The organism is Erythrobacter aurantius (genome assembly GCF_023823125.1).
Lineage (GTDB): Bacteria > Pseudomonadota > Alphaproteobacteria > Sphingomonadales > Sphingomonadaceae > Erythrobacter > Erythrobacter aurantius.
Map to the genome: position 1 here is coordinate 1,856,640 of NZ_CP090949.1, position 22,447 is coordinate 1,879,086.

The 22,447-nt window shown below is 60.8% G+C and carries 17 protein-coding genes; 10 read left to right on the forward strand and 7 right to left on the reverse strand.

What is annotated here, in order from left to right; translation table 11 throughout:
• Positions 1-40 precede the first annotated feature (40 nt).
• From L1K66_RS08855 to L1K66_RS08880, 6 genes are all read left to right on the forward strand, one after another.
• A complete protein-coding gene (locus tag L1K66_RS08855; RefSeq protein WP_252257539.1) occupies positions 41-1,147 on the forward strand; it encodes a hypothetical protein in 1,107 nt (368 codons plus the stop codon).
• A 70-nt stretch (positions 1,148-1,217) separates the two neighbouring features.
• A complete protein-coding gene (locus L1K66_RS08860) occupies positions 1,218-6,344 on the forward strand; it encodes a hypothetical protein (RefSeq protein WP_252257540.1) in 5,127 nt (1,708 codons plus the stop codon).
• Entirely contained in the window at positions 6,344-8,464 is a 2,121-nt protein-coding gene (locus L1K66_RS08865) for a proprotein convertase P-domain-containing protein (RefSeq protein ID WP_252257541.1), read from the forward strand. The genes L1K66_RS08860 and L1K66_RS08865 overlap by 1 nt, the downstream gene beginning before the upstream one ends.
• A gap of 69 nt (positions 8,465-8,533) precedes the next feature.
• Positions 8,534-9,277 (forward strand): trehalose-phosphatase, encoded by a 744-nt coding sequence (gene otsB, locus L1K66_RS08870; RefSeq protein ID WP_252257542.1) that lies wholly within the window; start codon positions 8,534-8,536, stop codon positions 9,275-9,277.
• Positions 9,278-9,280: 3 nt separating this feature from the next.
• Positions 9,281-11,077, forward strand: coding sequence for a glycoside hydrolase family 15 protein (locus L1K66_RS08875; RefSeq protein WP_252257543.1), 1,797 nt, complete (start codon positions 9,281-9,283; stop codon positions 11,075-11,077).
• A complete protein-coding gene (locus L1K66_RS08880; RefSeq protein WP_252257544.1) occupies positions 11,074-12,480 on the forward strand; it encodes an alpha,alpha-trehalose-phosphate synthase (UDP-forming) in 1,407 nt (468 codons plus the stop codon). Before L1K66_RS08875 ends, L1K66_RS08880 begins: the two co-directional genes overlap by 4 nt.
• On the opposite strand, the gene L1K66_RS08885 is transcribed toward L1K66_RS08880, so the two are convergent.
• A complete protein-coding gene (locus L1K66_RS08885) occupies positions 12,477-12,938 on the reverse strand; it encodes a response regulator (RefSeq protein WP_252257545.1) in 462 nt (153 codons plus the stop codon). The two genes, L1K66_RS08880 and L1K66_RS08885, sit on opposite strands and share 4 nt — an antisense overlap.
• 160 nt (positions 12,939-13,098) lie before the next feature.
• Here L1K66_RS08885 and L1K66_RS08890 point away from each other — a divergent pair, with 160 nt between their 5' ends.
• Positions 13,099-13,890: a tyrosine-protein phosphatase gene (locus tag L1K66_RS08890; protein WP_252257546.1), complete on the forward strand. Its 792-nt coding sequence runs from the start codon at positions 13,099-13,101 to the stop codon at positions 13,888-13,890.
• A 56-nt stretch (positions 13,891-13,946) separates the two neighbouring features.
• Entirely contained in the window at positions 13,947-14,924 is a 978-nt protein-coding gene (trxB, locus tag L1K66_RS08895) for a thioredoxin-disulfide reductase (protein WP_252257547.1), read from the forward strand.
• A gap of 19 nt (positions 14,925-14,943) precedes the next feature.
• Here the strand turns inward: trxB and L1K66_RS08900 are convergent, their stop codons facing one another.
• The 5 genes from L1K66_RS08900 to L1K66_RS08920 form a co-directional block, all read right to left on the reverse strand.
• On the reverse strand, positions 14,944-15,369 hold the full coding sequence (locus L1K66_RS08900) for an MAPEG family protein (RefSeq protein ID WP_034953676.1): 426 nt from the start codon (positions 15,367-15,369) through the stop codon (positions 14,944-14,946).
• 17 nt (positions 15,370-15,386) lie between these two features.
• A complete protein-coding gene (locus tag L1K66_RS08905; RefSeq protein WP_252257548.1) occupies positions 15,387-15,842 on the reverse strand; it encodes an MAPEG family protein in 456 nt (151 codons plus the stop codon).
• 68 nt (positions 15,843-15,910) lie between these two features.
• Positions 15,911-16,561, reverse strand: a complete 651-nt coding sequence (locus L1K66_RS08910; RefSeq protein ID WP_252257549.1) for a class I SAM-dependent methyltransferase — start codon at positions 16,559-16,561, stop codon at positions 15,911-15,913.
• A complete protein-coding gene (locus L1K66_RS08915; RefSeq protein WP_252257550.1) occupies positions 16,561-17,775 on the reverse strand; it encodes a DUF3419 family protein in 1,215 nt (404 codons plus the stop codon). The genes L1K66_RS08910 and L1K66_RS08915 overlap by 1 nt, the downstream gene beginning before the upstream one ends.
• A 32-nt stretch (positions 17,776-17,807) precedes the next feature.
• A complete protein-coding gene (locus L1K66_RS08920; protein ID WP_252257551.1) occupies positions 17,808-18,821 on the reverse strand; it encodes a threonine ammonia-lyase in 1,014 nt (337 codons plus the stop codon).
• Between the two features lie 228 nt (positions 18,822-19,049).
• On the opposite strand from L1K66_RS08920, the gene L1K66_RS08925 reads away from it, so the two are divergent.
• Positions 19,050-20,261 (forward strand): saccharopine dehydrogenase family protein, encoded by a 1,212-nt coding sequence (locus L1K66_RS08925; protein ID WP_252257552.1) that lies wholly within the window; start codon positions 19,050-19,052, stop codon positions 20,259-20,261.
• Complete coding sequence (locus L1K66_RS08930) at positions 20,261-21,454, forward strand: carboxynorspermidine decarboxylase (RefSeq protein WP_252257553.1); 1,194 nt, start codon at positions 20,261-20,263, stop codon at positions 21,452-21,454. Before L1K66_RS08925 ends, L1K66_RS08930 begins: the two co-directional genes overlap by 1 nt.
• Here L1K66_RS08930 and L1K66_RS08935 read toward each other — a convergent pair.
• Entirely contained in the window at positions 21,451-22,410 is a 960-nt protein-coding gene (locus tag L1K66_RS08935) for a DUF3137 domain-containing protein (protein WP_252257554.1), read from the reverse strand. The two genes, L1K66_RS08930 and L1K66_RS08935, sit on opposite strands and share 4 nt — an antisense overlap.
• Between the last annotated feature and the right edge of the window lie 37 nt (positions 22,411-22,447).

Here is a 22,447-nt window from a genome sequence, read left to right on the forward strand (position 1 = left end):
CGGATTTCTTGACGCGGGGCACACGCAGAGGACCACAACAATGACACGTACCACCCAGTTGCTGGGTGCGGTCAGCGCATTTGCGCTGGTCGCGATGTCCAGCAGTCCTGCGTTGGCGGTCGGAACGACCGCCGGCACGGACATTACTAACAACGTCACCGTTACCTTCGAGGTCGGTGGCGAACTTCAGAACGAAGTCACCGACAGCGATACCTTCACGGTTGACCGTCGGATCGACGTGAACGTCAACTTCACCGGCGCGACCCCGGTGTCGGTATCACCCGGCCAGAACCAGGCCGTGCTTTCGTTTGATGTGACCAACCTGTCGAACGCGGCGATCGATCTTGACCTGTCGACCGTGCTGACGGCTGGCAACAACGCCAACATCGAAAACATCACGATCTATCAGGATCTGGATGGCGACGGTGTGCTGGACCAGGCGGAAATCGACGCCGGTCCGATCACCTTCCTTGATGAAGTGGCTGCCGATGATGGCAACGGGACGCAGACCATTTCTGTCCTCGTCGTCGCTGACATCACTACTGATGCAATCAACGACGACATCTTCGACATCGCGCTGGTGGCTGATGCCCATGAAGCGGGCGGCAATGGGGTGTTGGGTGCGGAAATCACCGCAACTGCGGGCGCCAACACTGCTGGCGTCGATACGGTCCTTGCCGACGGCAATGGCGGTACCGGCGAAGACAACGACAATGAAGGCGACTTCTCTGACGAAGGTCAGTTCGAAGTGGCAGGCGCTTTGATCACTGTCGTCAAGTCGAGCCGCATCGTCAGCGATCCGGTGAACGGGTCAACCGATCCGAAGGCGATCCCGGGTGCGGTGATCGAATACTGTATCGCGGTTTCGAACGGAGCGGATGCAGCGACGGCAACTGCGGTCAACGTGGCTGACGATCTGCCTGCCGACGTGACGTTTGCCGAAAACGATTTCGGTATCTGGGTCGATGGCGATGCCGTTGTCAACGCAGGTGTCGCGACCTGCTCGAACGGCACCGATGGCGAAGGCACGAGCGCTACCTACACCGCCGGGGGCGGCACGGGTGGTCTCGACCTGATCTCGGGCACGCTCAGCGACATTCCGGCGAGCACGACGCGCTCGCTCTATTTCCGCGTAACGATCAACTAAGATCGAAATTCGGAACTAGGCTTTGCGTGTGGCCCCCTCTTTGAGGCGTCTGGCAGCAGCACTCTCGTTGGTGCTGCTGCCTTTTGGCGTGCTCGAAGAGGGGGTGAGCGCTCAAAGCGGCAATGCCGAGACAATCGGCACGATTACAAATACCGCAGAAGCAAGTTGGGATTTTGGTGGCCGACGGGTGCAGGCCACCTCCAACACCGTCACATTCGATGTGACGATCCCGCCAGCCCAAATCCGCGCTTTCCGCCCGACCTTACAGGGAGGGCTGGAACTCAACTTTCAGGCACCGCTGTGCAGCGTAGCCGGACAGTCGGCGCAAAGCGGTGGGAACGGAACCGCGAATTCGCAGATCTCGATTGATCCCATGCAAGGCAGAGTCGAACCGACCAGCTCCGTGCGTGCCGGACAGACTATCCTATTCGAAGTGACCGCGCTTGCGGCAAATGTCGATCCCTCTCAGGTCGACGAACTCTCGATCACCATCACCACTTCGACTGGTGACCGTGAGACAGAGACGATTTTTGAAACCGGGCCGAACACCGGCGTCTTCGTCGGGCAGATCGGCACTGTTCGCATGCCTCCGCCTGTTGTCCAGGGCGATTGCCGACTGGGCATAGTGGACGGTGCAGGGATTTCCATTGCCGCATCGCTTCCCAACGACAACACTGTGATTGTCGAAACCGAAGTTGACGTGCTGGCCGATCCGTTTGGCGTTGTCTTCGACAGTGAAACGGGCCTGCCGGTAGACGGTGCAAGGGTCACACTGGTTGATGCCGTGACAGGTCAGCCCGCAACGGTATTCGCCGAAGACGGCGTGACTGCGTGGCCGTCGAGCGTGATTTCCGGTCAGGACATCACCGATGGCGCGGGCAATGTCATCGACATGGAGCCGGGTGAATTCTGGTTCCCACTGACTTTCCTCGGCACCTATCGGCTCGAGATCAGTCCGCCCGAACCCTATTCGGCTCCTTCGGTCGCAAGCCCCGCCAGCATTGCGCAGATTTCGCGTCCTGATGGCCGTTCATTCATTATCCTCGACGCCTCGTATGGCGGGACATTCACCCTCAGCGATCCGACCCCGGTGCAGGTTGATATTCCGCTCGATCGGCCGAGCCTTGACCTCGGTCTTGTGAAGACTGCCTCGCGCGAGCGGGTGCAGCCGGGCGATGTCGTGTTCTATTCTATCACGGCGCGCAATCAGGATCCCTCGCGGCCCAAGCGTAACGTTGTGCTGGTTGATACGCCTTCGAGCGCGCTTCGCCTGCGTCCCGACACCATCCGGGTGGACGGGGTAGAAGCTCCCGAAGCGGTAACGATTGCTGCCGACGGCCGGACGCTTTCGATCAACCTTGGCGATATTGCGGGTGGGGCCGCCCGCCGTGTGACATACGCCATGTCTGTTCGTCCTGATGCCGCTCCGGGCCGTGCGCTCAACGATGCCGCAGTGACGGACAGCCTCGGTCGCATCGCGCGGGCAAATGTCGCCGTCGATGTCGAGCGCGAAACGATTGCGGATCGCATGACGATTATTGGTCGCATCACGGCCGGTCCGTGCACGCTTGATGATCCGCGCCCCGGCATCCAGGGTGTTCGCGTCGTCATGGAAGATGGCAGCTATGCCATTACTGATGCCGATGGGCGTTACCATTTTGAAGGCGTTGTCCCCGGCACGCATGTTGTCGCCGTTTCGGGCATGACTTTGCCTGAAGGTGCGCAACTGGTTGATTGCTATCGCGACACGCGCGGTGCCGGTAATGCAAGCTCGCGCTTCGTGATCGGGCAAGGCGGCAGCCTCGTGGTTGCCGATTTCCATGCGATCGTCCCGGTGGGTTCGCTCGCACAGGCAGCTGATCTGGCTGAAACCCGCCCCGACGGCGAGGGCGCTCGGGCGGTTGATGCGATTGCTCGCGAAGCCGCCAAGGATGTCGATGCACATGCCGATGGCGCTCCGGTGATGGATTATGCCCCGAATACTGACTGGATTGCGCTCGGCGACGGTGAAGACGGGTTCCTGACACCGGGTCTTGCAGCGAACCCGCGCGCGCCATCCATCAGGGTCGCCATCAGGCATCGGCGCGGACAGACGGTCATCCTGAAGGTTGACGGTAAGGAAGTCAGCAACCTCAGCTTTGACGGGACGCTTACGCCGGAGCGGGGACAGTTCGCCGTCAGCACTTGGCGCGGCATCCTGCTCGAGAACGAGCGCACGCTGCTTGAAGCCGATATCGTCAACAGCTTTGGGATGGTGAGCAAGACTGTGACCCGTGAAGTGTTCTTCACGACCACCCCTGCGCGTGTCGAACTCGTCCCAGAAGAATCGAACCTGATTGCCGATGGTCGCACTCGTCCCGTGGTTGCCATTCGCGTGCTTGATCGCAACAATCGCCCGCTGCGCGCAGGTGTGTCGGGCAACTTCGAACTCAACGCGCCATATGAGAGCGCCGAGGCAATTGATCGCCAGCAGCTTAACCAGCTTACCGGCTTTGCGCCGACATCTGCACGTTGGGTCGTAGAAGGCACCGATGGCATTGCCCGAATTGAACTGGCTCCGACCATGGTCAGCGGTTCGCTGCGCCTCGATTTCGATTTCAACGATGGCGAACTTGTACGCGAGCAGCAGCTGGAAACCTGGATCGAGCCGGGCGATATCGAATGGACGATAGTCGGTTTGGCAGAAGGAACCGCCGGTGCCCGCTCTGTCGCAGAGAACATGGAGCGCGACGGGCGCTTCGAGAGCGATCTGGGCGATGATGCCCGGGTGGCTCTCTATGCAAAGGGCCGCGTGCTTGGGCGCTACTTGCTGACGCTCGCCTATGACAGCGCCAAGCAGCGCGAAGATCAACGGGTGCTCGGCACGATCGATCCGCAGGCCTATTACACCGTTTTCGCGGACGGTTCGTCGCGCCGGTTCGATGCTGCTAGCCGCGAAAAGCTCTATGTCCGCATCGAGACTTCGACATTCTATGCGCTCTATGGCGATTTCGAGACGGCCTTCGATCAGACCCGGCTTGCCCGCTACAATCGCACGGCCACGGGTGTTCGCGGCGAAGCGCGGATGGGGCAGGTCAAGGCCACAGGCTTCGCGGCCGAGATCTCCACCCGTCTGCGTCGCGACGAGATCCAGGGGCAGGGCATCAGCGGTCCTTATGAACTGGGAAGCCGCCGGATTCTGGCAAACAGCGAAAGAGTGACGCTCGAAGTCCGGGATCGCTTCCGTTCGGAGCTGATCGTGTCGAGCCAGACGCTCACGCGGTTCATCGACTACGACGTCGATCTGCTGTCGGGAACTATCACCTTTTCGCGCCCGATCCTCAGCCGTGACGACAATCTCAATCCGCAATTCATCGTGGTCGAGTATGAAACCGACGGGTTCGGCCAAGGCGAATTGAACGCCGGTGTTCGCGCCGACTGGACCAGCGCCGACGGAAACCTGCGGATCGGGGCCAATGCCATCACGGACAAGGGCGAGGGTGCGCGCACCGATATCGGCGCGGTAGACCTTCGTGCCCGCATCGGAAAAAGCACCGAAGTACGCGGCGAATTCGCCATGAGCCGCAGCGCGGGCGAGAATTCCACTGGCTGGATTGCCGAAGTGCAGCACCAGACGGGCGATCTCGACCTGCTTGCCTATGCCCGCCAGCTGGATGCCGACTACGGCGTGGGCCAGCAGAACGGGGCGGAGCTTGGCCGCCGCAAGTTCGGGCTTGATGGACGCGTGTTCCTGGCAGAGCAGCTTAGCCTGACCGGTAGCGTTTGGCAGGACGACAGCCTAACGGACACCTCGCGGCGTCGCGCGGCACAGGCTCAATTGAACCTGACCCGCCGTAACACCGATCTTCGCCTCGGCCTTTCGCATTTCGACGACCAGCTGGCCGATGGCTCAAACAACACCTCCACCGTGCTTGAGGCTGGCGTGACTCAGCGCCTGCTCAACAATTCGCTGGAACTGTCTGTGGCGAGCGCAATCGCGCTGGACGACGCGGAGAGCGTTGATCTGCCGGCGCGCCACCGGATCGGCGCTCGCTATGCGTTGACGCGCAACGTCCGGCTTGTCGGCACCTATGAAATCGCTGACGGCGAAAACGTGGATGCCCGCCAGCTTCGTGGAGGAATCGAAGCGACTCCGTGGCAGGGCGGCCAATTGATCACCACCGTTGGTCAGGAATCAATCGGCGAATTCGGCAATCGCACATTCGCTGCATTCGGACTCGCGCAAACGCTTCAGGTTACGCCCGAATTCACGCTTGATGCGACCATCGACGGCAACCGTAGCCTCAACGGTGGTCCCGCAGCAGCCGATCTCGTCAACCCCCAGCAACCGGCTGCGAGCGGCGGTCAGATTGTCGGTGACTTCCAGTTCGAGGACTTCACAGCGGTTACCTTCGGTGGCGCATGGCGCAAGGATCGCTGGAGCGTTACGGCTCGCGGCGAATATCGTGACGGCGAGCAGGCTGACCGCAAGGGCGTGACCTTCGGCGCGATCCGCCAACTGGGTGAGGGCAGCATTGTCGGGTCGGGCGTTACCTGGACCCATGCCGAAGACCGCAACGGTGCGACGGCCGAAATCTTCGATGCCAGCATCGCTTTTGCGCATCGCCCGGATGAATCGGAAATCGCCATGCTCGGCAAGATCGAATTCCGCAGCGATGACATCACCGGCGCGGTCGCTGGCCAGGCGGCGGGCGTCTCAGGCGGTGCTGGGGGGACGGCATTGATCGTCGATGGTGATGCCGTGTCGCGGCGTCTTGTGGGCAGCCTCTCGACCAATTGGAGCCCGCGCGGATGGGATGCTGACGAGTTCGGTATCGAGCATCAGACCCGCCGTGACGAGTACACGCTGTTTGTCGGTGCGCGATACAACTTCGATGAATTCGAAGGCACCGAGTTCTCCGGCACAACCGTTCTGGCTGGCGCTGATGCGCGGATTGGTATCGGCAAGCGGTTCGAAATCGGGGCGAGCGGCACTGTTCGCGCCAATCTCGAAGACAATGTCACCAGCTTCTCCTATGGGCCTACGGTCGGTTTCGTGCCGGTCGATGGGATGCTGCTGACGGTGGGATACAACGTCGAAGGGTTCCGCGACGGCGATTTCTCCGCTGCGCGCAACACCGAAAAGGGTGTGTTCGCTGCGGTCCGCCTCAAGTTCGACACCAATACCTTCGATTTCCTGGGCTTGGGGCGCCGGTGATGTCGATTTTATCGCCCATTTCCAACGAGGTAAACGCGCTGTTTACCATGCCGCGCTATCGGCAGTTCATGTCCTGGCGCATGCTGCATGTCTCGGTCGAGCGTTCCCTGTTCATGGCGGCAATGCTGCTTGCAGGGATGCTGTGCCTCGCGTTCGCGCAGCCTGTGATGGCTCAATCGACCAGCACGTTTTCGAACACAACCACCGGCACGGTGAACGGCACAAACACCTGCGCAGCCCCTCTGGTGCGCAATTTCAGCGTGGGCAGCAATTTCTCGATTGCCGATTTCAATATCGGCATTCTGACCACACACACCTGGCGCGGGGATCTCCAGTTCACGCTGCAATCGCCCAGTGGTACGCGCGTCCAATTGACCAATGGCGACACGCAGAACACGAGTGGAGACAATTTCAACGTCTTGCTCGACGATTCCGCCGCGCAGCTCGTGAACACCGATAGCCCCACCGGCAATCACTCGACTAGCGCGCCGCCGTATCAAAACACCTTCCGGCCGCGGAACTTGCTGTCGGCCTTCAATGGCGAGAACTCCGCCGGCACGTGGCGGCTCGAAATCTGCGACCTGTTCCCTTCGGCGGACAATGGCAGCTTTCGTCGTGCCGACCTTTATCTGACATCCGCACCCAGCAACTATGCCGACCTTTCGCTGACGAAGGTTCTGGTTGGTTCTCCGCCGGTTCAGGGCGGCACCGCAACCTGGCGACTGACGGTAGCCAACGAAGCAACTTCGCCGAGCACGGCAAACAATGTTGTCGTGCGCGACACCTTTCCCGGCGGCTTCAGCTTCAGTTCGTCCAGCGGTGATGGAAGTTTCAATTCCACGACCCGCGATTGGAGTGTGGGATCACTTGCTCCGGGTGAGACGAAAACCCTCACTCTGGTCGGCACCATTTCCAGCGCTGCCGGTGCCACGATCACGAATACCGCACAAATCACTGCATCGAGCGTGCTCGATATCGATTCAACGGTGAACAACGGGGTTACCAGTGAAGATGACTACGCGAGCGCCAGCTTTGTCGTACAAAGCGGCCGTGCTCCCGGAGTTCCGCCAATCCTTTCCTGTCCGGCCGGCTTTTCGGTGTTCGACTGGGATGCGATCCCGGGTTGGGCAAATGGCTCGATCGACAACACTTATGCTTTTGCGAGCTTTGGCAATGTTCGGTTCCAGCTTACTAACGACGGCGCATATCTGAACAACGCAACCGTTGGCGGGCAGACACCAACAGTCTTCGATGCGTTCACCGGCGGCCTTGTGCCCGCAGAAGACAGCCTGACGATCTTGTCGAACCAGCCCAACCAAGCCGGCGATGTAGAGATCACTATCACTCTGCCGCGCGGTTTCACCGGCCTGCAATTCACGATCTTCGATGTCGATTTTGCAGCCAACCAATTCACCGACAGGGTCGAAGTTATCGGCAGAAGCGGTGGTGCTACTGTTCTGCCCACGCTCACCAACGGCAATGTGAATACCGTTTCGGGCAATGTGGCAATTGGTGATGGCGCGTCAGCCAACAATCAGGCGCTGGGCAACGTCGTGGTCACGTTCACGCAGTCGGTCGACACAGTTGTCATTCGATATGGCAACCACACGAACGCACCGGCTGATCCCGGCCAGCAAGGCATCGGTGTGCACGACATTACCGTTTGCGATCCCTTTACTACCCTGTCCGTTAGCAAGGTGAGCTCGATCATCTCCGACCCGGTCAACGGCGCCACCAACCCCAAGGCCATTCCCGGTGCGACGGTCGAATATCTGATCACCGTAAGCAATACCGGCAGCGAGCCTGCAGACGCGGACAGCGTGGTTGTGTGGGATGATGGTCCGGCGGATGCCAAATTGTGCCTGATTACGCGCGCCGGAGGGCCGGTGATTTTCGCCGATCCCGGCTCCAATTCCAATCTGACTTACAGTTTCGCGAGCCTTGCGTCCGCAATCGACGATCTGGAATTCTCCAACGATAACGGAGTGAGCTTTGCTTACACGCCGAGCGCTGATGCAGAAGGGTGTGACACCGCGGTTACCGATTTTCGCGTCAGACCCGGCGGCGCCTTTGCCGGGGGTGGGAACTTCACCATAACTGTTCGGTATCGGATCGAATAGGCAGTCGAATTCCTTGCTGCGGTGCAGCGTACACGTTGACCGGATGGGGCCAGCCTTTATGCAAGGGGGATGGAGTCCGGCCTCTCATTGAGCGCACCGCCGCCGATTTCAGCATTGCTGGACCATTCGGCGATTGCCTTGTTCCTCGATTTTGACGGTACGCTGGTTGACATCGCCCCTTCGCCTGATGCGATTGCCCCGATCTCCGGACTTTCGCAGAAATTGTCCTCTCTGGCTCACTGGTTGGATGGCCGCTGTGCTATCGTCAGTGGGAGGGCAATCGACGACATCGAGCGGCATATTGGCCCGCTTGACCTTCCCATGGCGGGTTCGCACGGGTCGGACATCCGCGGTCCGGATGGCGCTGGCATTGGTAAGGGAGCCTCCAAGCTCCCGCCCGAGATAGAGGCGGAATTGCGGGCGTTCGCAGCACACGCCTCGGTCGACTACGAACATAAGCCGCACGGCGGAGCATTGCACTATCGTCAAAATCCGTCCGCCGGCGACGCGGTGCTCAATTTTGCCACGCAGCTTGCGGGGAAGCATGGCTGGGCTGTGCAAGGCGGCAAGTGCGTGGTGGAGATTGTCGCATCGGATGCGAACAAGGGGGCTGCGGTTCATCAGATTATGCAAATTGAACCGTTCAAGGGTGCGCGCGCGTTCTTTGTCGGTGACGACCTCACCGACGAAGCGGGCTTCGCCGCCTGCGAGGCCCATGGCGGCACCGGAATCCTTGTGGGCAATCGCCCGGATACCCGTGCCAGATACCGCCTGCCCGATGTTCAATCCGTACACCAATGGCTGGAGTTCTGATCCTTGCAACACGTTTCCAATCTAGAACTGTGGCCTATCGGCAATTGTCAGGTTTCCGGCCTGATCGACCAGACTGGCGCTCTGGTCTGGGGCTGCGTCCCTCGCGTCGATGGTGACCCGGTGTTCTCGGCCTTGCTCAATGGCGACCAGCGAAATGCCGGGATCTGGCGGTTCGAGCTGGAGGGTCAGACCGGCGCGACCCAGGAATACATCCGCAACACGCCCAATCTCGTCACCACGCTAAAGGCATCCGATGGCAGCGCGGTGCAGATCCTCGATTTCTGCCCCCGGTTTGAACGTTCTGGGCGCATGTATCGGCCGGTTTCCTATGTCCGGATCGTGCGCCCGATCTCGGGCAACCCACGCATCCGTGTCGTCCTGAAGCCGACGAAGAATTACGGCGCTGGGCTGGCAGACACGACCCATGGCACCAACCACATCCGGTATCTCGTCGAGCCGCAAGCCCTGCGCCTCTCCACCGACGCGCCGGTTGGATACATAATCGAAGGCAGGACTTTTCGGGTCGAGCAGGACACGCATTTTTTCCTAGGCCCGGACGAGCCTTTCGTCGGGAACCTGCGCGAGGAAGTCCGTTCGATGGAGCAGTCCACCAGGCATTACTGGCAGAACTGGGTGCGGATGCTGGCCATTCCGCTGGAATGGCAGGAAGAAGTCATCCGCTGCGCCATCACATTGAAATTGTGTCAGCACGAAGAGACGGGCGCGATTGTCGCTGCGCTTACCACGTCGATCCCCGAAGCCGCGCATTCGGAGCGGAACTGGGACTACAGGTACTGCTGGATCAGAGATTCCTACTATACCATTCAGGCGCTGAACCGGCTCGGCGCGCTGGACGTGATGGAGAAATATCTCGCTTACCTGCGCAACATCGTCGACGGGGCACGGGGGGGGCAGATCCAGCCGTTGTATTCGGTGATGGGCGAAAGCGAACTCGACGAAACGACGGCCAGCTATCTCGCCGGGTATCGTAGCATGGGGCCGGTGCGGCGCGGGAATGCGGCTTACAAGCAGATCCAGCACGATTGCTACGGCCAGATTGTCCTGCCAAGCGCGCAAGGCTTCTTCGATAGCCGTCTGCTGCGCCCGGCTGATGAGCGCGACTTCGAAAATCTCGAACAGGTGGGCAAGATGGCATGGGCCATGCACGATCAGCCCGACGCCGGCCTCTGGGAATTCCGGACAAGGCAGGAAGTGCACACCTATTCCGCCGTCATGAGCTGGGCGGCGTGCGATCGTCTTGCCAATGTCGCGGCGCATATCGGGAAACCGGACCGGGCCGAGGTCTGGCGCGAACGCGCCGACGCGATTGCCGCCACGATTGAGGAAAAGGCGTGGAAGGAAAACGGGGAAGGGGGCCACTACGGTGCCAGCTTTGAAAGCGACTATCTCGATGCGAGCCTGCTTCAGATGGTCGAACTGCGCTTCCTTTCGCCCGAAAACGAACGTTTCAAGCAGACATTCGCAGCGGTTGAGAAGCACCTGCGGCGCGGCGATCACATGCTGCGTTATGCTGCAGAAGATGACTTCGGCGCACCCGAAACGGCGTTCAATGTCTGTACTTTCTGGCTGATCGAGGCGCTGCATCTGGCTGGACGCGACGAGGAAGCACGCACGCTGTTCTGCACAATGCTCAGCCACACGACACAATCGGGCCTGCTCAGCGAGGATCTCGATTATGAAACAGGCGAGTTGTGGGGCAATTTCCCGCAGACCTATTCACTTGTGGGCGTCATCAATTGTGCCGGCCTGCTGTCCAAACCGTGGAGTGAGGTGCGATGAGCCGTCTGGTCGTCATTTCGAACCGCGTCGCTGTTCCCAAAGCGCGCGGTGTTGCCGGTGCACAGGGCGGACTTGCGGGCGCGCTCAACGCCGCGCTGAAGGACCGTGGCGGGGTCTGGTTCGGGTGGTCCGGGCAGGAAAGCGAAGACCGCACCGGCAATATGGACCTGCAACGCAATGACGGGGTGACGACAGCGACCATCGACCTGTCGCCGCGCGACGTGGGCGAATATTACAATGGGTACGCCAATTCCACTTTGTGGCCGCTGTTTCATTATCGCATCGATCTTGCCCGGTTCGAACAGCGGACCGGCGAAGGCTACGAACGGGTCAATGATCGCTTTGCCACCAGCGTCCTGCCGCTGATCGAGGCGGACGATCTGGTCTGGGTTCACGATTATCACCTGATCCCGCTGGGAGAGCGATTGCGGGCGCGCGGGGTGGAAAACCGCATCGGCTTTTTCCTCCACACACCGTGGCCTCCGACCCGGCTTTTGACCTCGCTCCCCTATCACGAGCGGCTTGTGCGCACGATGCTGGCCTATGACCTGATAGGGTTCCAGACGACCGAGTGGCTATCGAGCTTTGTCCATTATTGCGAAACGGAACTGGGCGCGCAGGTTGATCGCGAAACCGGTCGCATAGACTTTGAAGGGCGAACGGTGATTGCCCGCGCTTATCCCATCGGAATCGATTGGGATCACTTCAGCGCGCTTGGTGAAACCGAGGAGGCAAAGGCGGCGGAGCAGCGCTTCCTTGCTTCCATCCGGGGAAGAACCGGGATGATTGGTGTCGACCGGCTCGACTACTCCAAAGGGCTTCCTGAACGGATCGACGGTATCGGACGCTTCTTTGACGAGCATCCAGAAAGGGTGCGCGATCTGGTGTTCATCCAGATTGCTCCACCTAGCCGGGAGGATGTCGAAAGCTACCAGAAGATCCGGGCTGAGCTGGAGCGCAAGACCGGCCAGATCAACGGAGCCCGCTCCGAAGTCGATATCGTTCCGATCCGCTATGTGAACCACGGCTACAGCCATTCCGAGCTTTACGGATTTTTCCGGGCGGCCAAGATCGGGCTGGTTTCGCCTTTGCGCGACGGCATGAACCTCGTGGCAAAGGAATATGTCGCGGCTCAGGATCCGGAAGACCCGGGCGTGCTGATCCTTTCCGAGTTTGCCGGCGCCGCCCATCAACTTGGCCTCGAGGGGCCGAACGGCAAGGATGGAGGAGCCGTGCTGGTCAATCCGCACAGCCCCGATGTGCTCGCCAGTGCGATCCGAAGGGCATTGGACATGCCGCTGGAAGAACGAAAGCGCCGGTATCAGGCGATGATCGGCACTGTTCGCGACGACAATGTCCGCGCCTGGACCACCAGTTTCTGCAACGATCTGGCTGCTGGCTAGACGAAGCGGCGAGGAGCGGCAGGCACCTCTCGCACGATCCCAGCGCTTTGGGCGAGATGGGTCTTCAATTCCGTATGCTTGGGCTTGTCGCTGCGCTTGGCCAGCACGCGTTGGACACGGGAAGTAAGCCCGCGCGGGTCGAAAGGCTTGCGAATGAAGTCCTGTGCGCCCGCATAGATCGCCTGTTCTTCGTCCTGAGCGCCGTTCATCGAAGTGAACATGATCACCGGCAGATCATAGAAGTCGGGCGAGCACCGCAATTTCCGCAACATGGTAACGCCGGAGGTGCCCGGCATATCCTGATCCAGCAGCATAAGGTCGGGACGCTTTCGGGCCAGCAGCCTCCAGGCTGCATCAGCGCTGGTCACCCAGCCGCAGGCGTGACCTGCATCGATCAGCACCTGCGAGGCGAGTTCGGCGATCAGTTCATCATCATCGGCAATCAGGATATGGGCCATGGGGTACCGTCTGAAATCAGGTTTGGGGACTGAAGGAGCGAAACGATCCTTAACTCCGGATTCACCAATCCGCGCTTTTTCCTCGTCTCCGCACCTCTACCTAACGGCCGATCGGTAAGCGGGTTGCGGCAGGCCCGGAGCGCTGCCAGTGATGCGGGCGATGATTCGACACACTCCAGCCGATCCGTTCATCCCGACCGAGGGTATTCACAATCTGCGCGATTACGGCGGCTATGCTGCTGCTGACGGGGCAAGGGTAAAGATCGGACTGCTGTTCCGATCCGGCCAGCACATGGAAGCCAGCGATGGCGATCTCGAAACGATCCGCGCGCTCGACATCCGTACTATCATCGATCTGCGCGGCACCAGCGAGCGTACGAATTTCCCCTGCCGGCGGTATGAGGCATTCGAAGCCGATGTCATTGCCTATGACGGCGAGACCAGCAATTCGCCCCCTCACGAAGGTGGCGGCGGCAAAGTGGAAATGACCCCGCAAAAGGCACGCGAACGAATGCTCGCGGTTTATACAAGGATGCCCGTAAACCCCGCGATGATCGACATGTTCGCTCGTTATTTCAAATCCTTGTCGGATCGCGATGGCGGCAATCTGGTGCATTGTTTCGCGGGCAAGGACCGCACCGGGATCGCCGCCAGTCTGCTGCTGCATGTGCTTGGCGTTCACAAGGACGATATCGTCGCCGAATTCCTGCGGACCAATGATGCGCCCACGCAGCACATTCTGGAACGGCAGTCGCTGCCACGCATGGAAGCCCATTACGGGAAGATCGAACCCGATGCGCTGCGCAACGTGATGGGCGTGCTGCCCGAATATATCGAAACCTACTGGAACGAGGTCACCCGCGATCACGGATCGATCGATGCCTATCTTGCGCAAAGATTAGGTGTGGATGAGACAAGGAAAGCTCGCCTGAGGGAACGCCTGTTGACGTGACAAGCAGGGCTTAGCGTCCCATATCGCGGGCTCAACGACACTGAAGAGTATTCAACATGGCTACTACCCACCGCACCAAGATGCTGATCATCGGATCAGGCCCGGCCGGATATAGCGCCGCCATTTATGCCGCGCGCGCGATGCTGGAACCGATCGTGGTTCAGGGGCTGCAACCTGGCGGCCAGCTTACCATCACCACCGATGTCGAAAACTATCCCGGCTTTCGTGATGTGGTGCAGGGCCCGTGGCTGATGGAAGAGATGAAGGCTCAGGCCGAGCATGTCGGCACGCGCATGATGTACGACATTATCACCGAGGTCGATTTCGAAGGCGGCTCGCCTTTTCGTGCGGTTGGCGACAGCGGCGACGAATACATTGCCGACACTATCGTGATTGCCACCGGAGCACAGGCCAAATGGCTCGGCGTACCGGGAGAGGTCGAACTGGGCGGCAAGGGGGTATCGGCCTGTGCGACCTGCGACGGCTTTTTCTACCGCGGCAAGAAGGTGGCGGTAATCGGCGGGGGCAACACCGCCGTCGAAGAAGCCCTCTATCTCACCAACCATTCCGACGATGTGACTCTGATCCACCGCCGCGATGAGCTTCGCGCCGAGAAGATCCTGCAGGAACGCCTCTTCAAGAGCCCCAAGATTTCGACCTTGTGGAACAAGAGCGTGACCAGCTTCCAGCCGGGCGAAGACGGCACGCTGGGCCATCTGGTGCTGGAGGACACGCAAACCGGCGAGACTTCGACTTTGGAAGTCGATGGCGCATTTGTCGCGATCGGCCATGCGCCGGCGACGGAACTGTTCAAGGGCAAGCTGCCGATGGATGACAGCGGCTATCTGCTGACCGAGCCGGGCACGCCCAAAACTGTGATTCCGGGTGTGTTTGCCGCCGGCGACGTGACCGATCACGTCTATCGTCAGGCCGTGACGGCGGCAGGCATGGGCTGCATGGCCGCGCTGGATGGCGAGCGTTTTCTGGCGACCCTAGAGGAATCCCGCGAGGAAGCGGTTGAAGCGGCGGAGTAAACTCCGCCGCTCCGCCAGCTTAGTGGAACACCGCCATCGCCGCGTGCAGGATCAATGCGATCAGCGCGAGGCTTGAAAGCAGGAACAGCACGAAACGCACCATCACCTTGTTCGCGGTAACGTGGACGAGGCTGTGGATCACGCGCAGGCCGACGTAAATCCAGGCGATGAAGGCATTCATGCCATCGCCTTGCCCGATGATCGCCAGCACGATTGCGACCGCGTAGAACACCGTCGGCGCTTCGTGCAGGTGATTGTAATTGTGCGCTTTCCACTGGACGCTTTGTGGCAGCTTCTGATCAAGCAGCCCTACGATCTGAGCATCGTCAGGCTGTATTTGCGCCTTTTGCATCGCGGGGATGCGGGTGATGTACATCCACGCCCAGATGATCATCGTCCAGATCATCAGCGCGACAACGGGTTGCAAGATATCCATTCCGATCATGATCTTCTGCGCTCCCTTTACTGCGGTGCCATGCCGGGATCGGCGAAGGCCGTGGCCATCACCGCCCTGACTGCAAGAACGATCAGCACGGTTGTGCTGGCAAGGAACAACAGGAATCGCACCGGAACCTTGTTGACCAGGATCTGCCACAGGGAATGCACGATCCTCAGGCCGACATAGACCCACGCCAACGTCACATCGAGCGCGCCTGCACCGACAATCGCGAGGATCGCGCTGACCGCGTAGAACAGCGTGGGCTGTTCATGCAGGTGCGTGTGATTGTGCGAAGGCCAGTTGGCCTTGTCCGGGATCACGCCTTCCAGATCATTCCCGCGTGCGCCCTGCTTGGCTGCGAGCGCGGATTTGTCCTCCAGCTTGGCGATCGCGCCGAAACGCGACGGAATGATCCACAGCAGTACGATAAGCGTCCAAACCACCAGCACGGCGGCGGGCGCGAGCATTTGTGCTTGCATTGAGTGATCCCCTCTCTCTTTTGCCGACTAACTGCGAGAGGCGTTTGCGATTGTCAAATGCGTTTGCTTCAGCCGGGCATGCACAGGACGTGCAACTGGAAGTAGCCGAGCATTCCCCGCTGCGAAGTTAGCTCCATTCCCTGCGCCATGGCGATCCGCCGGGCCGCTTCGGGCAGAGTGTTGCGAGTTTCGACGTGGAATTTTGCCAGCCAGCGGTGCAGCATTCTCTCCAGCGGGCCGGGCATTCCGCCAAGGTCGCCGAAATCGACGATGTGCAATTCTCCTCCCGGTGCCAATTGCGCGGTCGCGTGAGAAACCGCAGCTTCCCAATCGGGGATCATCGAAAGCGCATAGGACAGGACGATCCGGTCAAACGTCGCTTCGCCCAGCAGTTCGAGCGGATCGAAGGAGCAGGCGTCCCCTTCGCCCAATGTAGCGCCATCACCCAAGGCCTTTCGCGCGTTCTTGAGCATCTCGGCCGAGATATCGAGCCCATAGAGCCGCACTCCCGGCCATGCCCTGCCGATCCTCCCCATGTTGCGTCCGGTTCCGCAAGCGATCTCAAGCACGCGCATTCCGGGCTTTGCGTCCAGCCCGTCAATCAGTGTGTCGCGTCCGAACAGGTAGTATTTGCGCGTCAGATCATAGATGTGGCGCTGGCCCTTGTAGACGCTGTCCATCAGCGCCGCGTGAGGGGTGGGGGCAGCTCCTGTTGCCATCACGCCAGCTCGTAAAGGTGGACGCCGCCATAGATCGAGGAGCGGTCGCGCGCAGTCAGGTCCGCCGATGTCTCCTCCAGATACCGCCATTTCGACAGGATCGCATCGTCCAGCCTTCCGGGCAGCAGGCTTGGCTCGGCAGCCGTCCGGAACAGCACCCGCGCACCGGGCCGGGCAGCGCGGGTGATACGGGTCCATAGTTCGTCGAGCTGGGCGTTGTTCATCCAATCCTGCGCATCGAGCAGTACGAACCGGTCAAGCGATGCCTCCTCCCGCTCGCCGATCCAATGCACCATGTTGGCGCGCACCACATCGAGCCGGTCAATCCGCTCGCGCATGATCTCCCAGTTCTGGCGCTGGAGATAGGGTGGCAGGGGCGCGTCTTCCTTGCGGTCGTAACCCCGGCCGAATGCCTGCCACGCGAAGTAGTTGTCCTTGATCTCGAAGTCGCAGGCGAGCTTCTCCAGCCGCCGTCGCAGCACTTCAGCCATCCGCTCGTCACCGGCCAACTCGTCAAACTGGGCGGGCGGGATGCCGAGGCCGAACAGCGAGGCGGGTTGATCGGTCAGCCAGCGGATGAACTTCTTGTCGAAGACCGGTGCCAGCTCTTTCTCGAACACCTCGCGCTGTTCTTCCAGCGTTTCGGCTTTGAGCAGCTTTGACAGGTCGATCTTGTACAGCTTGGCAAACAGGTGTGCCAAACCGATGAAGTTGCCCAGCAGGCCGCGCTTGTAGAGGCCCTTGGTGAAGTAGCTGATCCGGCGCCGGCCCTTGATGTCGCGCTTTTCCCAGTACTTGCGGCTTTCCGCGTCGAGATGCGGGGCAATCATCTCCTTATAAACAGCCTTGTTTTCGGCGTGGTCGGCATGGCCGAAGAAGCGCTGGAAACGCTCGTAACTGGGCAGATGCTTGATCGCTGTGATCTTGAGCTGGCCAAGCGCCACATGTGCGCGGTTCAGGTCCACCGCCGTCACCTGCGCGGGATCGGCGATGAGATAGGACAGCGCGTTGCAGCTGCCGCTGGCGATGCACATCACGCGGCTGTCAGGCTGGATCGCGAGGCCTTCCATGTCCACAACCGGGTCTTCCCATATCTGGGCATAGACGAGGCCATTGAAGGCGAGGGCGAAAGCCTTGTCGAGCAGCTTGTCGCCGACCGAGGCGTCCTTGCGCACGACTGCGTCTGCGATGATGCGTTTGGGCTGCACTGTCATGTCCGGGGCGTGTCCTTAGGGGGGGGGCGGGATCAGACGCCCGACATATTGCCGCTGCGTGTCGGCAATGTGACGGTATCCACAGATGCATCGCCGCCCGTGATCGTTTCGGCGAAGCGGGCGGGATCGGCGTTGCCCCCGGTCAGCATGATCACGGTATCCGCATCCACCGGCACCTTGCCCGCCAGCGCCGCCGCCAGCGCCGCCGCGCCGCCCGGTTCGATCACCATGCGAAGGTTGGCAAAAGCCCATCGCTGCGCCGTCCGCACCTCCGCATCGGAGACGCTGACGCCTGGCTCCGCGCGGCCATGCAGCACGTCAAGGTTGATTGCCTTGGTCGCGTTGGGTTGCAGAGCATCGCAGATCGTCTTGGGCGCATCGGGCGCGGCGTGGACGATTTCTCCCGCCGTCAACGCCTGGCCGACCATGTCCCAGCCTTCGGGTTCGACCACGTGGATCGCGCTGTTGGGGCAAGCCAGAGCCAGCCCCGCCGCGAGCCCTCCGCCGCCGCAGCACACGATGAAGCGCGACGGCGCATGGCCCATTTGCGCGGTCGCTTCGATCCCGGCGCTGCCTTGCCCTTCGATCACCCACGAATCGCCAAAGGCATGAACGAGCGTGCCGCCGTTCTCCGCGATCAGGCTTGCCGCCACTTCGTCGCGGTCTTCTCCGGGCCGCTCGTACAGCACAATGTCTGCGCCCAACGCGCGAGTGTTCGCCAGCTTCACCTGCGGCGCGTCGCGGGGCATCACGATTGTCGCGGCGATACCCAGCCGCTTCGCCGCCCATGCGACGCCCTGCGCGTGATTGCCCGAAGACACGGCGACAACGCCGCCCTTGCGGCCCTCTTCGTCGAGGCAGGAAAGCCGCCACCAGCCGCCCCTGATCTTGAACGCGCCGATGGGTTGCAGGTTCTCCGCCTTGACCCAGCAGCCCGTGCCGTTGATCTCCACCGGCAACAGCGGGGTGGGGGGCAGGATAGCGGCGATGCTGTCTGCGGCGGCGATCACGCCTGCCTGAGTCGGTTTGCGGATGCTGTCCTTCATGAGTGAATCCCTACAGGATGGAACACATGGAACACAGTCCTGGAGGAAAAAACTCCGGGGTTGGCGGGACCGGCAATGGAGCCATGGGCAAGGCGGTGGAGGGAAAGAATTGCGACCATCACCGCGATATACAATCTGCACTCGGCGTAGGAAATCGCGGATCGATTGAGCCTTCCCGTGCATTGCCCTAATGCGCGCATCAGATTCGAATTCGAAAGGTTGATTGTTATGTCGAAAGTGCTGGTAATCGGGGCAGGCGGCGTCAGCAGCGTTTGCGTCCACAAGATGGCGATGAATGCGGATATCTTCCCCGACATCCATCTCGCCAGCCGCACCAAATCGAAATGCGATGCCATCGCCGCCAGCGTGAAGCAGCGCACCGGGGTCGATATCAAGACTTACGAGATCGACGCCGAGGAAGTCCCGGCGATGATCAACCTGATCAAGAAGGTCGAGGCGACACTCGTCGTCAACCTCGCGCTGCCGTATCAGGATTTGCCGATAATGGATGCGTGCCTTGCTGCCGGTGTCGATTACCTCGACACCGCCAATTATGAGCCCAAGGACGAGGCAAAGTTCGAATACAAGTGGCAGTGGGCCTATCATGATCGCTTCAAGGAAGCGGGGCTGATGGCGCTGCTGGGTTCGGGTTTCGATCCAGGCGTGACCAGCGTTTTCACCATGTGGCTGAAGAAGCACAAACTGAAGACGATCCGCCAGCTCGACATCCTCGATTGCAACGGCGGCGATCACGGTCAGCATTTCGCCACCAACTTCAACCCGGAAATCAACATCCGCGAAGTGACTGCGCCCGCGCGTCATTGGGAAAACGGCGAGTGGGTCGAAACCCCGGCGATGCAGGTGAAGACCGAATTCGACTTTGAAGCGGTGGGCCCGAAAAACGCCTATCTGATGTATCACGAAGAGCTGGAAAGCCTCGCCAAATTTGTGCCCGAGCTTGAGCGTGCGCGTTTCTGGATGACCTTTGGCGATGCCTACATCACCCACCTCACGGTGCTGCAGAATGTCGGCATGACCAGCATCGAACCGGTGAAGTATCAGGGCAAGGAAATCATCCCCCTGCAATTCCTTGCCGCCGTGCTGCCCAAGCCTGAGACACTGGGTGAGACGACCAAGGGCAACACCAATATCGGCGTGATCGCGACGGGTGAGGCGCTCGACGGGTCGGGCGAAAAGACGTTCTACATCAATAATATCTGCAGCCACGAAGCAGCCTATGAGGAAACCGGCAATCAGGCGGTGTCCTACACCACCGGCGTCCCCGCCATGATCGGCGCGGCCATGATGGTGACCGGAAAATGGGCAGGGGACGGCGTGTTCAACATGGAAGAAATGGACCCCGATCCGTTCATGGACATGCTGAACGCGCACGGCCTGCCGTGGAAGGTCGTGGAAATGGACGGGCCGGTTTCTTTCTGATGGAAACCAAAGCCGGCGATCCGGGGGCTTTTGCCCATTTTGACCTGTCGCGCGTCGATACGCCCGCATTCGTGGTGGATGCGGCGAAGATCCGCGCCAATTGTCAGGTGCTGGCCGGGATCCGCGATGCTGCGGCGGCTGATGGCGCGAATATCAAGGTGTTCGCAGCATTGAAGGCGTTCTCAATGTGGTCGGTCGCGCCGATCATCGGGGAATATCTCGATGGCGTTTCGACCAGCGGATTGTGGGAAGCGCGGCTCGCCAGCGAGTTCTACGATGGCGAGATCGCGACCTATTCCGCCGCCTACAAGCCCGAAGATCTTGAGGAAATCTGCCGCCTTTCGGATCACGTGATCTTCAACAGCCCGGCGCAGATGCAGCGCGCTGCGCTGATCCTCGATCACGCGGCGACGACCGGGGGCGATGTCTCCGTTGGCCTGCGGATCAATCCGCAGGTGCCCACGGGCGAAGTCGCCAAATATGATCCCAGCGCACCCGGATCGCGGCTCGGCTTCCCGCTCGACCAGCTGACCGAGGAGATGATGGAAGGGGTGGAGGGCATCCACTTCCACAATCTGTGCGAACAAACCTTCGAGCCGCTGCGCCAGACCTGGGATCGGGTTTTCGATGCGATCGAGCCCTATTTCGGGCAGCTCAAGTGGATCAACATGGGCGGGGGTCACCACATCACCCGTGCCGATTACGAGCGCGATGAACTGGTCGAATTCCTGAAAGACGCAGCCGAGGATACGGGCGCGGAAATCATCCTGGAGCCGGGCGAGGCCGTGGCGCTGGATGCGGGGATACTGGTGGGCACGCTGCTCGACACCTTCTTCAACGAAGTGCCGATCGGCGTGACCGACATCTCCGCAACCTGCCACATGCCCGATGTGTTGGAGGCGCCTTATCGCCCCGCGATGCTGGGCGAACTGACCGACGAGGCACAGATCCCGATCCGTCTGGGCGGGCCGTCCTGCCTCGCAGGGGACGTGATCGGCGACTATCGCCTGCCTGTCCCCGCCGATCCGGGCGCGCGTTTCGCGTTCCTCGATCAGGCGCATTATTCGATGGTGAAGACCAACACTTTCAACGGGGTGCAGCTGCCGTCGATCTGGCTGTGGGACAGCGAAACCGACGCGCTCGAATGCGTGAAGCGGTTTGATTACGAGGATTTCCGCGACCGGCTGAGCTAATCGGCGCGCAGCACCCGCCCGCGTTCGTTCTGGTTGATCGCCAGCGCAAGGCCCGCCATCGCGCCAAATTGCTGTGCGGCTTCGGCGACGCGGGCGTGGTCTTCGTCCGCGTTCATCGAACCGCTTTCGAACAGATCGCCGCTTTCGACCGCGAGGATCACCTCGCCGCGGGTGAAAATCGCCCTGACGGCATCACCGTGGAAAGCATTTTCCAGCGCGAGCAGGTGTTCGACATAGGACGGGTGGATCAGCACGCGTGCCTCCACCTGATCATCGCTCCAGACCTCGAACACGTCCTCGAAATCGGGGTGGACCTGATCGACATAGTCGAGCCGGTGGCCGCGAAAGGTTGCATGGTCCGCCCGCCCGCCAAGGCCCAGCCACTTACGATGCTTTCCCGCGCGCTGGAGCAGGGTGGTGGAATGGAACGGGCGGCCGAACTCCATCCGCATGATCGCCCCGCGAAACACCGTGACCCAGCGGCGGTTCTTGCCCGAACCGCGTCGTTCCTCAAGATGGGCCTCGTAAAGCTCGAAGCCGTGCCCTTCGAGCGTGCCGTGCCAGTAATCCTCGAAACCGTCGCGGTCGCAGCCGGGGATCAGGCCGTAGGTGCGCGCAGCCTCGTATTCGGGGCCGGGGGTGACATCGTGCGAATACTCAATGCCGAACTCGCGTGCGATGACGGAATTGATGCCGACCTTGATCGCGCGCTTGGCTTCGCTGATCGGCGCATATCCCCATGCCGAAAGCGCGGTGAAGGCGATCAGAGGAACAACCATGCGCCATGATCCGATGCCCGGCACGAACCACAGGAAAGCGATCAGCGGCAACAGCGCGATCCCGCCGTAAAACCAGCGGTTGAACGCCTTCTTGCGCGCCGCTTCGCGCATGGATTGCTGATCGGCCAGCCAGTTTCCCAGCTCCCCTCCCATCAATCCCTGAATATCGGCGCGCATCACACGCTTTCCCTTTCCCCTTAACGATTGCCGGTTA

Bases quoted from the DNA above. Each gene is read 5' to 3' on its own strand.
- L1K66_RS08855 (WP_252257539.1), top strand. From the start codon at position 41: ATGACACGTACCACCCAGTTGCTGGGTGCGGTCAGCGCATTTGCGCTG.
- L1K66_RS08865 (WP_252257541.1), top strand. From the start codon at position 6,344: ATGTCGATTTTATCGCCCATTTCCAACGAGGTAAACGCGCTGTTTACC.
- otsB (WP_252257542.1), top strand. From the start codon at position 8,534: ATGGAGTCCGGCCTCTCATTGAGCGCACCGCCGCCGATTTCAGCATTG.
- L1K66_RS08880 (WP_252257544.1), top strand. From the start codon at position 11,074: ATGAGCCGTCTGGTCGTCATTTCGAACCGCGTCGCTGTTCCCAAAGCG.
- L1K66_RS08885 (WP_252257545.1), bottom strand. From the start codon at position 12,938: ATGGCCCATATCCTGATTGCCGATGATGATGAACTGATCGCCGAACTC.
- L1K66_RS08890 (WP_252257546.1), top strand. From the start codon at position 13,099: ATGATTCGACACACTCCAGCCGATCCGTTCATCCCGACCGAGGGTATT.
- trxB (WP_252257547.1), top strand. From the start codon at position 13,947: ATGGCTACTACCCACCGCACCAAGATGCTGATCATCGGATCAGGCCCG.
- L1K66_RS08900 (WP_034953676.1), bottom strand. From the start codon at position 15,369: ATGATCGGAATGGATATCTTGCAACCCGTTGTCGCGCTGATGATCTGG.
- L1K66_RS08905 (WP_252257548.1), bottom strand. From the start codon at position 15,842: ATGCAAGCACAAATGCTCGCGCCCGCCGCCGTGCTGGTGGTTTGGACG.
- L1K66_RS08910 (WP_252257549.1), bottom strand. From the start codon at position 16,561: ATGGCAACAGGAGCTGCCCCCACCCCTCACGCGGCGCTGATGGACAGC.
- L1K66_RS08915 (WP_252257550.1), bottom strand. From the start codon at position 17,775: ATGACAGTGCAGCCCAAACGCATCATCGCAGACGCAGTCGTGCGCAAG.
- L1K66_RS08920 (WP_252257551.1), bottom strand. From the start codon at position 18,821: ATGAAGGACAGCATCCGCAAACCGACTCAGGCAGGCGTGATCGCCGCC.
- L1K66_RS08925 (WP_252257552.1), top strand. From the start codon at position 19,050: ATGTCGAAAGTGCTGGTAATCGGGGCAGGCGGCGTCAGCAGCGTTTGC.
- L1K66_RS08930 (WP_252257553.1), top strand. From the start codon at position 20,261: ATGGAAACCAAAGCCGGCGATCCGGGGGCTTTTGCCCATTTTGACCTG.
- L1K66_RS08935 (WP_252257554.1), bottom strand. From the start codon at position 22,410: ATGCGCGCCGATATTCAGGGATTGATGGGAGGGGAGCTGGGAAACTGG.